The 13,552-nt window shown below is 60.1% G+C and carries 6 protein-coding genes and 1 pseudogene; 3 read left to right on the top strand and 4 right to left on the bottom strand.

Going from position 1 to position 13,552, the window contains the following annotated elements:
- Positions 1-57: 57 nt before the first annotated feature.
- A pseudogene (locus H8F22_RS12805) lies at positions 58-545 on the top strand (phosphoribosyltransferase).
- A 24-nt stretch (positions 546-569) separates the two neighbouring features.
- On the opposite strand, the gene H8F22_RS12800 reads toward H8F22_RS12805, so the two are convergent.
- The 3 genes from H8F22_RS12800 to H8F22_RS12790 are packed head-to-tail and all read right to left on the bottom strand — an operon-like array spanning position 570 to position 4,998.
- Positions 570-1,913: a TolC family outer membrane protein gene (locus tag H8F22_RS12800; protein ID WP_324188014.1), complete on the bottom strand. Its 1,344-nt coding sequence runs from the start codon at positions 1,911-1,913 to the stop codon at positions 570-572.
- 1 nt (position 1,914) lies between these two features.
- The gene (locus tag H8F22_RS12795) at positions 1,915-3,261 is read right to left on the bottom strand and encodes an HlyD family type I secretion periplasmic adaptor subunit (protein WP_027926037.1); all 1,347 of its coding nucleotides are present in this window, start codon (positions 3,259-3,261) and stop codon (positions 1,915-1,917) included.
- Complete coding sequence (locus H8F22_RS12790; protein WP_194940251.1) at positions 3,262-4,998, bottom strand: type I secretion system permease/ATPase; 1,737 nt, start codon at positions 4,996-4,998, stop codon at positions 3,262-3,264. It abuts the gene before it with no gap.
- 315 nt (positions 4,999-5,313) lie between these two features.
- Here H8F22_RS12790 and H8F22_RS12785 point away from each other — a divergent pair, with 315 nt between their 5' ends.
- Entirely contained in the window at positions 5,314-6,012 is a 699-nt protein-coding gene (locus tag H8F22_RS12785; protein ID WP_027926039.1) for a response regulator, read from the top strand.
- On the opposite strand, the gene H8F22_RS12780 is transcribed toward H8F22_RS12785, so the two are convergent.
- Positions 6,013-7,503: a sensor histidine kinase gene (locus H8F22_RS12780; protein WP_027926040.1), complete on the bottom strand. Its 1,491-nt coding sequence runs from the start codon at positions 7,501-7,503 to the stop codon at positions 6,013-6,015. It lies immediately after the preceding gene.
- 72 nt (positions 7,504-7,575) lie between these two features.
- On the opposite strand from H8F22_RS12780, the gene H8F22_RS12775 reads away from it, so the two are divergent.
- The gene (locus tag H8F22_RS12775; RefSeq protein ID WP_194940250.1) at positions 7,576-13,521 is read left to right on the top strand and encodes a peroxidase family protein; all 5,946 of its coding nucleotides are present in this window, start codon (positions 7,576-7,578) and stop codon (positions 13,519-13,521) included.
- The last annotated feature ends 31 nt before the right edge of the window (positions 13,522-13,552 follow it).

The raw sequence follows: 13,552 nt of genomic DNA, 5'->3' as shown, positions 1-13,552 counted from the left end.
ATTCCTCGGGACTGCGTGATGAAACCGGCAGGCGTGATCGTCTGAGGAGGTTTTCTAATGAGTCCCTCATCGCACATGATTTTGCAGGACCGGCCGGCGGCGGGTCGGCGTCTGGTGGGGCCGTTGCGGGCTTACGCCAATCGCCCGGACGTGCTCGTTCTCGCCTTGCCCCAGGCGGCGTGCCGGTGGCGTATGAAGTGGCCACGGCGCTGGATGTTCGTCTCGACCTGATGCTGGTGCGCAAGCTCGGTGTGCCGTCGCACGAGGAGTTCGCCATGGGCGCGATTGCCAGCGGCGGCATCCAGATTCTCAATCAACAGGCGCTGCGGGCGCACCCGATTGATCAGACTGCGTTCGACGCGGTGGTGGCGCGGGAGACGCGGGAGCTGCTGCGTTGTGAAGTCGATGAACTGGTATGCCCGATCATGCCGGAGTGGCTGATGTCGATCGGGCATTGGTACATGGATTTTTCCCAGACATCGGATGCCGAGGTCATGCGGTTGTTGCAGCAGGCTTGGGCGAAAGAGGACTCTTCCGGTCAATAATTGCCTTGCCAAAAAACCTTTCGCTCAAAACGACAACTTCGGTCCCAGGTAGGCATTGGCGCTGGCGATGTCATCATCGCCCAGTGCCCCGACATTTGCCGCCAACCGCAGCTTGGCCAACAGGTAGCGCAGTTTGGCTTCGAACAGGTCGCGGCGGGCGGTGTAAAGCTGTTCCTGGGCGTTGAGGATGTCAACGTTGGTGCTGCTGCCCGCAAGGAAGCCTTTTTTCGAGGAGTCCACTGAGCGTTCGCTGGACTTCACCGCTTTTTCCAGTGCGTGGATACGCGCTTCGCCGCTTTGTACGCCGCGAAACTCGCGGGTGGTTCCCGAGATGATTTCTTCCCGGGTGGCATTCAGGTCATCTTCGGCCTGATCCCGGGTAGCAACGCTTTGCCGCGCCCGGGCGCTGACGTAGCCGCCGCTGTACAACGGAATGTTCAACTCCACGCCGGCAGAAGAGTAGCGGTTACGCTGGTTTTGAGTGGACAGGGTTTCGCTGTCGGCAGCGGTGTAGCCCACCACCAGATCAAGGGTCGGCCAGTGACCGGCCTTGGCCTTGGCGACTTCCTCGTCGGCGGTGTTGACGTTCAAGCGTCGTGCACGGATCGAGGGGCTGTCGGTACCCGCACGGATGATCCATTCCTGCAGATTGTCCGGTTGCAGAGGCGGCGTGGGGAAGGTGTCTTGCAGCGTGGCGATTTCATCGGGTGTCTGACCGAGGTATTCCTGCAACAGGCGCCGGGCCACGGTCACGCTGTCCTCGGCTTCGATCAGCTCGGCTTGGGCCAAGTCGCGGCGCGACACCGCTTCGTCGACGTCAGTGATGGTGCCGTCGCCCAGGTCCTTGCGTCGTTGAGTCGAGGCCACTTGTTCGTTGAAGGAATTGAGTTTGGCCGTCGCCAGCGCCACGGTTTCGTGGGCCAGCAGTACATCAAAATAGCGCCCGGCCAGTTTCACGGCCGCATCCTGTGCCTTGCCGTCGAACACGGCCACGCCGTACTCGGCCTGATACTCGCCTTGGCGATACTCGGCCATTTTCTGTTTGTTGAAGAGCGGTTGGCGCAGCTGCAAGGTCGCGCCCCGCGAGTTGTAGTTCAGGTCGTTGGTGTGGCTGTTGCCGAAATAGTCCGGTTGTTTTTGCGTGCCGTTGATGTGGTTGTCGAAGGCGGTGATGCCGATTTTCGGCAGCACGCCGGATTGACCGATGGCGCGGTTTTCCAGCGCGGCATCGCGTTCGTGACCGGCGGAAAGGTAGGTCGGGCCCTGAAACTGCATCAAGTTCCAGGACTCGCGCAAGTCCAGCGCCGCCACCGACTGCGCCACGCACAGCGACGCGGCAAAACCGATAAAACGTCGTCCGCGGTTCACGTCACTGCTCCTTAAAGGCGCTGTTGACCCGGTCCAGCAGTGGTTTCAACAGGTAACTCATCATGTTGCGCTCGCCCGTCTTGATGGTGACGGAGGCGGGCATGCCCGCGCGAATATGGTTGCTGCCCAGCATGGCCATGCCGGCGGGTGTCACTTCGATCTGCGCCAGGTAATAGGGCTGTTTGTTGTCGTCGCTGACCAGGCGGTCGGCGGAAATGGTCAGCACCTGGCCCGGAATGTTCGGGGTCTGCACGTGGTTGAACGCAGGGAATGAAATGGTCACCGGCAGGCCTGGCGTCATCCGGTCGATGGCTTGCACCGGCACCATCGCGTCGATCTGCAACGGTTCGTGGGCCGGCACGATTTCCATGATCTTGAAACCGGGCGCGATCACGCCGCCGATGGTCGACACGTTCAAGCCCTGGACCACGCCGTCGATGGGCGAGCGGATCACCGTGTGCCGGACTTGATAGTCCAGCGCCTGCAAACGATCGGTGAGGGCGCTGTTTTCTTTCTGCACGTCGGCCAGCAGCGACTGCACTTCCTTGCGGTAGTCGTACTCGCGCTGAAGGATGCGCAGCTTGATGTCAGCGACCTGGCCCCGCGCCTTGGCAATGTTGTTCAGGTTGTCGGCCTGGGAGGCATTGAGGTCAGAACCGGTGCGTTCAAGTTCGAGCATCCGGTTGCGGGGCACATAGCCTTCGGCGGCGAGTTGACGGACCCCGACCAGTTCCTGATTGAGAAACCCGATCTGCGCGGAACGGGCACCGTAGATGTGCTGCAAGCCCTTGATCTGCGCTTCGGCGGAGTTGAGCGACTCGCGCAGGATGCCAATCTCGCCCTCAAGGCTGGTGCGCCGCGTGGCGAACAGATGACGCTGCAGGCTGATGGCGTCGTTCAGATGATCGTTGCCCGCGTAACGCTGCAACATGGCGGGGTCGAACACCACGTCGGCAGCGCCATCGCGCTCGGCCTCAAGGCGGTTTTCCATGGTTTTGGTGGCGATGTACTGCGCGTTCACCACCCCTTGTTCCGAGAGTGCCTGGGTGGCGTCGAGTCGAACCAGTTCCTGGTCCTTGCTGACGCTGTCACCTTCGCGCACCAGAATCGCTTCGACACTGCCACCCGTGAGGTGCTGGATGGTTTTGCGGTTGCTGGTGACCTTGACCGTGGCGGTGGCGACAATGCCGGCGTCCAGCGGTGCCAGCCAGGACCAGAGCAGAAATCCGCCAAAACCGAGGATCACCAGCAACACGCCCCAACGTGCCGGACGGTGGTCATCGACATCGATACTGGCCGCCGCACGCAGCAAATCCTGGCCACGCGGATCGAGACTCACGGCGCCCATTTATTCTCTCCCGCGAACGGCTGACAGGGTTGGAGCGCCCACCGTCGGCAGCACGCTGGTTTGACGCAATGCCGCAAACACTTCGTCCCGGGGACCGAACAATTGCGTGCTGCCTTCGCGCAGCATCAGGACTTTGTCGACGGTGCCGAGGATGCTGGGGCGGTGGCTGATCAGCACCGTGGTGCACCCTCGGGATTTGAGGTCTTCGAGCACATCGATCAGGGCTTTTTCCCCGGCGTCGTCGAGGTTGGCGTTCGGTTCATCGAGCACGATGATCGACGGCTCGCCGTACAACGCACGGGCCAGGCCGATGCGCTGGCGTTGCCCACCGGACAGCGGGTTGCCGTCGACATCCAGGGTGGTGTCATAACCATGGGCAAACCGCAGGATCATGTCGTGTACACCGGCCCGTTTGGCCGCCACGATCACCGCGTCACTGTCGACCTCACCGAAACGGGCGATGTTGTCGGCGATGCTGCCTTCGAACAATTCCACATCCTGCGGCAGGTAACCGACCCAGGGGCCGAGCTCTTCCTTGTTCCATAGATAGACGTCCACGCCGTCGAGCCGTACCTTGCCGCTTTGCGCCGGCCAGATGCCCACCAGCAGGCGCGCCAAGGTGGATTTGCCCGACGCGGACGGGCCGATAATGCCCAGCGATTCGCCTGGCGACAGGTTGAAGTGCGGCCCGCGAATGATCGATTGGCTCATGCCTGGCGCGCCGGCGTGCAAGTGCTCGACCGAAAGCATGCCCAGTGGCCGTTGCAGTTTCATCGCATCGGCCCGGGGCGGAAATGCTTGCAGCAGCTGCTTGAGCCGCGACCAGGCGCGGCGGCTGGTGAGCAATTGCTTCCAGGCGCCGATCAGTTGCTCCACCGGTGCCAGCGCGCGACCGCTGAGGATTGAGCAAGCGATCATCATGCCGGGAGTAATCGAGCCTTCGATGGCCAGCAGGGCGCCTGTGCCGAGGATCAACGATTGCAGGGCGATCCGCACGAACCGCCCCAAACCACTGATGTAGGCCGCCCGGTCGGAGGCCAGGGTCTGCATTTCGAGAATCCGCAGGTGGCTGCCGAACCAGCGCTGGGTGATGGCCGGCAGCATCCCCATGGCTTCGATGACTTCGGCGTTGCGTAGATTGTTGTTGGCGAAAGTGCCCGAGATTTGTGACGCCAGGTTCGCCTCGCTCAACGGCTTTTTGGTGGCAATTTCGGTGAGCCAGGTCAGGGACACCAGGATCAGCGATCCGCACAGGGTGACGATCCCGAGCAAGGGGTGAATCAGGTAGGCGACGAACAGGTAAATGGGCGTCCATGGCGCATCGAAGAACGCGAACAACCCGTTGCCGGTCAGAAACTGCCGGACCTGCGCCAGATCTTGCAGGGCCTGGGCGGGGTTGCCGCCGGCCCGCTGCAGGTTGCGCTCGAACGCGGCGGTAAAGACACGACGGTTCAAGGCCATGTCCAGACGATTGCCGACCCGGATCAGCACGCGGGTTCGCACCACTTCCAACATGGCCAGCAAGGTGTACAAACCGATCATCAGTAAGGTCAGCATCAGCAGCGTGGTGAGGTTGCTGCTGACCAGCGCCCGGTCATACACCTGCAGCATGTAAATGGCCGGGGTCAGCATCAGTACGTTGATCACACCACTGAACCCGGCCAGCGAATAAAACGTATGGCGCAGCCGAAAAAGCACCTCGGCCAACTCGGATCGCTGCTGGGTTTTGTTGTCCATCGGAGGGTCCCCGAACCGTGGATTCATGTACCTCAGCGTAGGGGAACGACTGTTGGTCGGATGGAGGGCTGATCCGGGTTTTTTAGCAAAAAGTTTTTTTGACGTTTTTGACAGTCTTCAAAAACAATGAGTTGGCGTCTGATTTTTCAGAAGCTTATGACGAAGATTGCTTATTGACGGGCAAATTTCGTGCGACTTAAGTCTAATTTTTGCCCTCAAAGACCCCGGCATTTCCATCCGGAGCCCAGCGCCCGTTCGGGTTACCTGCTATTAATCAATGGGTGTTCGAATACTTGGCCCTTTCAGGAGCATGTCATGAACCCGTTCATTCGGATTGGCATCGTCGACGATCATCCGTTGTTGCGTGAAGGTGTTGCCAACACGTTGAGGAAGAGGGCGGATTTACAAGTCGTAGAGCAGGGTGCCAGCGCGGATGAAGCCCGGGGCATCGCGATGCGAACGAGGCCGGACGTGATGCTGATGGACGTCAATATGCCGGGCGACGTGTTTGGCTCCGTGCGGTTCATTTCTACGCAGCTGCCGGATGTGAAGGTGTTGATGCTGACAGTGTCCGAGTCAGAGGATGATGCTTATTCAGCACTCGAAGCGGGAGCTCGTGGCTATGTCTTGAAAGGGGTCAGCGGGCCAGACCTGGTGCTGGCGATCCGGTCGATTGCCCGTGGCGACACGTACATTACCCCCGAATTTGCCAATAAGCTGTTGAGCAATTTTAAAAAGCATGAGGCTGAAGTTCGCAAGATCGACCTGACCCATCGGGAAGAGCAGATCATCCGTGAAGTCTCAAAGGGCCTGACAAATAAGGAAGTGGCCTCAAAGCTGTTGATCAGCGAAAAAACCGTCAAGTACTACATGACCTGCGTGATGCAAAAGCTGCATGCCCGCAATCGTGTGGAAGCCGTCACGGCCTTGAGGCGCTATTGGGAACGAGAGAGTATTGGTCGACTTCATGTGACGTCAGCGACGTCGTCCCTGGACGCCCGAGGGGGCTCCTGACTACAGCTTGAATTGTGCGGTAACCGACGTGCCTTTGCCGGTTGCTGAGTCAATGCGGAACACGCCACCCAGCGATTCCACACGATAACGCAACCCCGCCAGCCCCAACCGCGTCCTGCCGTGGGTGTCGACCACCAGGGCATCGGCGTTCATGCCCGGGCCGTTATCGTTGATCGTGATGAGCAACATTCCGTCGACAAGGTTGGCGCTCAGAACCTGACCTTTGCCTGCGGCATGGCGGTACGCATTGTTCAGGGTTTCCTGCACGAAGCGATAGATGCACAGCTTGAGCGGCAACGGCACCCCATCGGGCAAGTGCCCCAGTTTCAATTTGACCTTGGTGCCGGTGCGCTGCTCATGTCGCTGGGCTACGAGTTTCAACTCCTCCAACAGCGTCAGATCGTTGATTTCCGGAAGGGCCAGCCCCCGGGAAAGATCGCGCACCTCCCTTAATGCATCGCTCGCCGCTCCCCGGATGGTTTCCATCGATTCCTGATCGACCTCCGTGCAATTTTCCGCAAGGTCGTCGAGGCGGATGAGAATCAGGGTCAACAGTTGCGCGGGGCCGTCGTGCAGGTCCGCACCGATGCGCCGCAGCGTCAGTTCGTTTATTCGTGAAAACTCCTGAGTCGCGTTGGTCATCTTGCGTTGCAACGCGGCATTGCTGATGTGCAACCGGTTTTGCTCCAGCAGTCGCAAGCGCAACGCCACTTGTTGACGCTGGATGATCTTGTCGCCACGCCGGACCAGAAAGAACAGCAGCGTCAGCATCGCCAGGGTCGCGGCACCGACCACCAGCCATACTTGCTGGCGGACGCGATTGATTTCCTCCTCCAGACTGGCCGCCATTTCATAGAACTCGCCCACCGCGATGATTTTCCCGGTAGTGAACTCCCGCAGCGGTGCATAAATTTCATAGAGCGGTACGTTCAGCTTTCGCTCGAACTCATTCTCTTCCTGATCCAGGTCCTCAAGGTCGGTGACCACGTTGCCCTTGATCGCACCGGCGATTTCATCCATCGGGAACTTGCGGTTGGTAATGGATTTATCGGTGCTGTAAGCCACCGTGCCGTCTGCCCGCCAGATCTTGATCGAGACAATGTGCCGTTTCAACGAACGGCTCTCCATGAGGCGATCCAGGGATTTTATGCTCGACGCCGACAGCCCGTTATCGCGGCTCATCTCCTGAACGTAGGGCTCCAGGAACGCTTCCATATAGTGGGCGCCGGCCTCCGCGGCGCTTTGCACGGCCGCGCGTTCTATGCGCGCACTGACCAGCTTGCCGACGAAAAACATGGTCAGCCCCAGGATCAGCGCGGCGGCGATGACGAATTGTGTAGAGCGACTCAGGTTGCGTGCGCGGGTCTTGAACCTGATGCGCCAGCGGGCCTTGTGCTCTTGCTCGCTGGCCGAGAGGGGCTCGACCAAAGTCTCAGTTTGATCACCGACAAAAGTCTCGTTTTTTGATTCGACTTTTGCATCTTTTGCCATCAGTCCGGTTCCCTGATCATCGTGATAAGTCGGTGAAAAACCCTGCTGTTCAATGGATATCTGGAGCTTGCCATGTATGAGCTAAAACGCTTCACCCTCAATCAAAACGATATTTCGTTTCTTGAACAGCAGGTTACGTTTCCGACCATTCATATCGTGGGTTACAACGCCGCTGGTGAACCGCTGTACGGTTACAACGGTTCGGACGGCAATGTCCATGTGCTGGGCATCCTCGGCAGTTTCAATCCGCTGGACATCCCGGCCGGCGAAACCCAGTGGTACAACGGCGCACGGGACCCGATCGGTTTGCGTGACGTCTCTGGTCACTTCAACAACCTGACGCAGGACGGACAGAGTTGGGGCAGTTTCGGGCAGAACTTCATCCGCCTGACCCACTCGGACTACACGCACTACGTTCATCAGAACCTGGATAACGCCGCGTTGGCAGGACCGGGCGTTCCCGCCGATGCCACGCCCCTGACTGACAATAGTTCACTGTATAGCGATCCGACAGCCTCGCTGGTGGACTACACACCACGGATGATCAGCCAGACCATTGTCAGCGGCGGGGTGACTTTTGCCACCGATGCCAATGGGCACATCCAGCACACCGCGAACGGCGTGGCGATCGTCACGGATCCGGGCATTCTCGGTACCATCGGCGAAGTCGATACCACCTCACCGGATTCCGGCCAGTACTACATTCGCAACCAGAACACCGTCAGCGGCGACCCGTCGACCACTGGCTGGTTCACCTTGTTCGGGCAGTTCTTCGACCACGGCCTGGACTTCATCAACAAGCCCAATCAAAACGCGACGATCACTATTCCGTTGGCGCCGGATGATCCGCTGTATGGCTCGATTGGCCCGGACGGGCAACCGGTTTACTCGATCAAAGTGCATCGGGCGACAGTCAGCGAAGTGGACGGCCAAGGCCAGGCGCAATACGTCAACCTCGACTCGCCGTACATCGATCAGAACCAGACTTACGGCTCTAACGATGCCGTGACTCAATTGCTGCGTCAGTGGGTAGCGGACCCTAATCACCCTGGCCAATTCATTGCCGGGGCGGCGTTGTTCGACGGCACGACCCTGAGTGATGAAGCCGCCTGGACCCTCAACGGTGTGCTGACCCACCAGACCCTGCCGACCCTGAGCGAGTTACGTGCTCATGTGCTGGCCACCGGTCGTGACGACCTGACCTGGGACGACATCGCCAACTTCCGCGTGCGCGATGCCCACGGCCATGTGCTGGACGCAGACCCGACCACGGCAGGCGTGCAAGCGGTGTACACCCGCGAAGCGATCCTGCTGGACATGAACCCGCACTTCGACGATCTGCATATCGATCAGGCGAAGCTGATGTCGCTGGATGCGCACATCACCAGCATCACATTCGATGCGAACAACCCGTTCGGGATGGTCATCAACTATGACAACTCGGGGCCGAAGAACCTGTTCAGCTTCGTCAACTTTTCTGACTTCTCCATCAGCGCCGCGCCCGGCAGTGCCGATTTTGCGGTGGCCAACGAGTTGCTGCTGGAGTCGGTGGGCGACCACTACATTGCCGGTGATGGCCGGGTGAACGAAAACTTCGGCCTGACCGCCATTCACCACGTCTTCCACGAAGACCACAACGTGCAGCTGATCAACCTGCAGAACGAGGTGCTGGCGCAGACCGACGTCACTGTGCGCCACAACTGGCAGGTACAGGTGAGTAACGGTAGCGGTGGTTTCTATACCGATGTCAATGGCAACTTCACCCTGGCCGATGGCGTCACGGTGTCCTGGGATCAGGACAAGTTGTTCTACGCCGCCAAGTTGACCGTGGAAATGGAATACCAACACGTCGCGATCGACCAGTACGCGCGGCTGATTACCCCGGACCTGCCGGAATTCGTAACCTACGACTCGGGCATCAACACCAACATCTCGCTGGAGTATGGCCAGGCAGCGTTCCGTTTCGGGCACTCGCAATTGCGTGAAACCATCGATGCCCTGGAAAAAAGCGCGAGCGGCGGCTACGACCTGACCGGCGCGATTACCCACTATGCGCTGGAGCAGGCCTTCCTCAACCCTGGCGGTTTCGCCGAAGTGGGGCCGACCGCTATCGCGTTGGGCATGACTCGGCAGATCAGTAACGAAATCGACGAGTTCGTCACTCCGGCCTTGCAACAAGGCTTGCTGGGCCAGCCTTTGGACCTGGCAACGATCAACCTGGCCCGTGGTCGCGACTTGGGCCTGCCGACCCTGAACCAGGCGCGTCAGCAGATCCACGATGCGCTGATTGCCGAACGGGCCTCACCGGCCGGCGCGCAGCACCACACCAACCTGATCGTCGATGGCCTGACGCCCTATACCAGTTGGAGTGACTTCGCCAACAACATGATTCACCCCGAGTCCCTGGTGAATTTTATCGCCGCCTATTCCTTCGACGGCGACGTGGCGCATGCCCAGGCGATCATCGATGCCGATGTCTCCGGCGTTACCGCCACCTATGCCGGTGGCAGCGTCACGGCCGAAGAGGCGGCGTTATTCCTCTCCGGCGCAGCAGACGCCAACGGCAATCATGTGGCGGGCTATGACGGCTACAACGCGATTGACCTGTGGATCGGTGGCCTGGCGGAAAAACACGTCTATACCGGGCAACTGGGTACCACTTTCAACGCCATTTTCGAGGACCAGATGGAACGGTTGATGGACGGTGACCGTTTCTATTACCTGTTCCGCCTCGACCTCGGCTTGCCAGCGATGACCAACCTCAATGAGCAGGTGGTGACCGAGCAATTCAAGGACATCATTGAGCGCACCACCGACGCCCGGCACCTGGCCGGTGATGTCTTCGGCTATGCCGATAGCTACGTCGAATTGAGCTACACCGATTCTGGCGCCAGTGCCACGGCGTACAAGAGCGAGCACAAATACGGCACGCTGATCGCGGCCAACCATGTCGGTGTTTACTCCACCGGTGGCGCGGGCGGGATTGGCGGCAATGGCTTGCTGGTCAGCCTGACCAATCCGGAAACGCACACGGCACAAACGTATATCCGTGACTACCGTCCGGATCAGGGCGAGAACCCCGATGGCACTGCAGCCGTGGGTTACAACTCCCACGAAGTGCTGGTCGGCACCGACTACAACGATTGGCTCGATGCCGGGGACGGTGACGATACGATCTACGGTGAAGGCGGCGACGACATCCTGGATGGCAAGGCCGGTGCCGACCACATCTACGGTGGCGACGGCAACGACGTGATCTATGGCGGTGATATCGAAGACTTCCTCGATGGCGGGGAAGGGGATGACACCATCTATGCCGGGACCAGCGCCGGTGCCCTCGATGTGGTGATTGGCGGTAACGGCAATGACCATCTCTATGGTGAAGCCGGGATCGACGAGCTGTACGGTGGTGCCGGCAATGACTACATCGATGCCGGTGGCGACACCGACCTGGTGCATGGCGGTGACGGTAATGATGAGATTTATGGCGGCGACGGCCCGGACATTCTGTTCGGTGAGGACGGCGACGACATCATTTCCGGCGGCTCCACCGGCGACCAGGAGTTTGGTGGTGTCGGCGACGACATTCTGTTGCCGGGCCTGGGTGGCGCGCCCGGTCAGGGGGACGGTGATGAAGCCCTTGGCGATGTGGGCTTCGACATTGCGGCCTTCAGCGATGTGAACATTGCGCTGGACGCCGCAGCAGACCTCAACAATCAGAACATCGTAGCGGCACCGGGTACTTCCGTGCTGTTCCAGCCGTTCAACGCCTTGCTGACGGACATCGAAGGGTTGATCGGTTCACGCTTCAGTGACGCCCGTGCGAACACCGCCACGCCGGCCAATCCGCTGGCGGGCCTGATCGGCAATGCCACGGAGAACTGGCTGATTGGCGGCAGTGGTGACGATGTCTCCCAAGGCAACGGCGGCAATGACGTGATCGTCGGGGACTCGATCAAACTCGCTGATCTCAATCACCTGCTGGCCAGTCAAGGGTTTGCCGAGCACTTCACCGGCTTGCAATCGACCCGCCCCGACTTCGTCCTGGGCGATAACCACCAGGCCGCCGGCACTGCCGATGGCGCGGCGGATACAGCCATCTACTCGGGCAACTATGCCAATTACAGCATTACCAAGTTCACTGATACCCGGCCCGGCGGCGAGCTGATCACGGCGTTCAAAGTGGTGGACCTGCGGGTGGGCGCTGCGAACGTCGATGGCACCGATATTGTCATCGGCGTTGAAAAACTGCGCTTCGCCGACCGCACGATCAACCTGAGCATCACCAATCACCTGCCGACCGGCAACGTGGTGCTCTCGGGTTATGCCACCGCGCCGACCACGCCCAGCCGTCCGGTGCCGGCTCAATACCGGCTGACCGCCAATACGTCGGCCATCCAGGATGCGGACGGCTTGCCTGGGCCGAGCGGGTTCTCCTATCAGTGGCAGGCACTGGTGGGCGCGACCTGGATTAGTATCGCCGGGGCGAATGCATCGACTTTTGCGCCTACCTCGGCGCAGTTCGGCCAGCAACTGCGGGTGATCACCACTTACACCGACAATAACGGCACGGTGGAACAACTGACGTCCGACCCTTCGGAAGCGGTAGGGCGCTTCATCGAAGGCACCAACTTCTTTGGCAACACGCTCAATGGCACCAACTATCAAGACATCCTGATGGGCTACTCGGGCAATGACGTCCTCAATGGCGGGCTGGGTTCCGACTTGCTGGACGGCGGCACCGGTAACGACACGATGCGCGGCAACGCCGGCAATGACATCTATATGGTCGATGCCAATGGCGATGTGGTTCAGGAAAACCTCAACGAAGGCACCGACACGGTCATGTCCTCGGTCAGCTACACCCTCGGTGCCAACGTCGAGAACCTGACCTTGCTGGGCTCGAACAACATCAACGGCACCGGCAACGCGCTGGACAACGTGATCCATGGCAACAGCGGCAACAACCAGCTCAGCGGCCTGGCCGGTAACGACACGGTCTTTGGTGAGGCAGGCAACGACACGATGCTGGCGTCGCTGAACGACGGCAACGACCACTATGACGGTGGCACCGGCACTGACACCTACGATTTGTCGGCGACATCGGCGCCCGCCACGGTCGATTTGATCGCCGGTACGTCAACCAGCACCCAGACCGGCAACGACTCCCTGACCGGCATCGAAAACGTCACCGGCAGTTCGGGCGACGATCACATTCAGGGCGACGGCGTCAGCAACGTGTTGCAAGGCCAGGGCGGCAATGACTGGATGGACGGTGGCAGCGGTGACGATACGTTGATTGGCGGGCAAGGCGCGGACAACCTGTTCGGTGGCCTTGGCAATGACACCTTCCGGGCGTCGGTCAACGATGGCAATGACAGCTACGACGGCGGTGGCGACACCGATACCTATGACTTGTCAGGGACCTCGGCCAGCGCCACGGTCAACCTGTCTACCGGCCTGGCCAGCAGTTCGCAAACCGGTAGCGACACCTTGACCGGTGTCGAGAATGTCATCGGCAGCTCGGGTGCCAATACCCTGACCGGCGACAACGCCAATAACGCCCTGACCGGGCAGGGCGGTATCGACACCTTGAGTGGTGGCGGTGGCGCCGACACGCTGACCGGCAATGGCAACCGCGATACATTGACCGGCGGTGCAGGGGCGGACATGTTTGTGTTCTCCTCGACTAGCGACTCGGGTACTTCAACCACAAGCCGCGACGTCATCACCGACTTTACGCAGGGCTCCGACCACATCGATCTGACCTCGATCGATGCCCGGACCTCCGGCGCAGGTTCGGCGGGTAATCAGGACTTCACCTTCCTCGGCGAGTGGAACGGCGCCGGCACCGAGTTCAGCAACCAGGCGCAGTTGAAGTACCACTTCGTCAATGTCGGCGGGGTCGATCACACGTATGTGGAGGGCAATGTGAACAGCGGCAATGGCGCCGATTTCCAAATTGATCTGGTCGGGCATGTGGCCCTTACTGCGAGTGATTTTGTCGGCGTGGCATAGGTTGGCAGCGTATGAAGGGCGCCCGTTTTAA

Source organism: Pseudomonas mucoides (assembly GCF_015461845.1).
Taxonomy (GTDB): domain Bacteria; phylum Pseudomonadota; class Gammaproteobacteria; order Pseudomonadales; family Pseudomonadaceae; genus Aquipseudomonas; species Aquipseudomonas mucoides.
The sequence above is the reverse complement of the archived record's forward strand: the minus strand, read 5'-3'. Positions and strand labels throughout refer to the sequence as shown.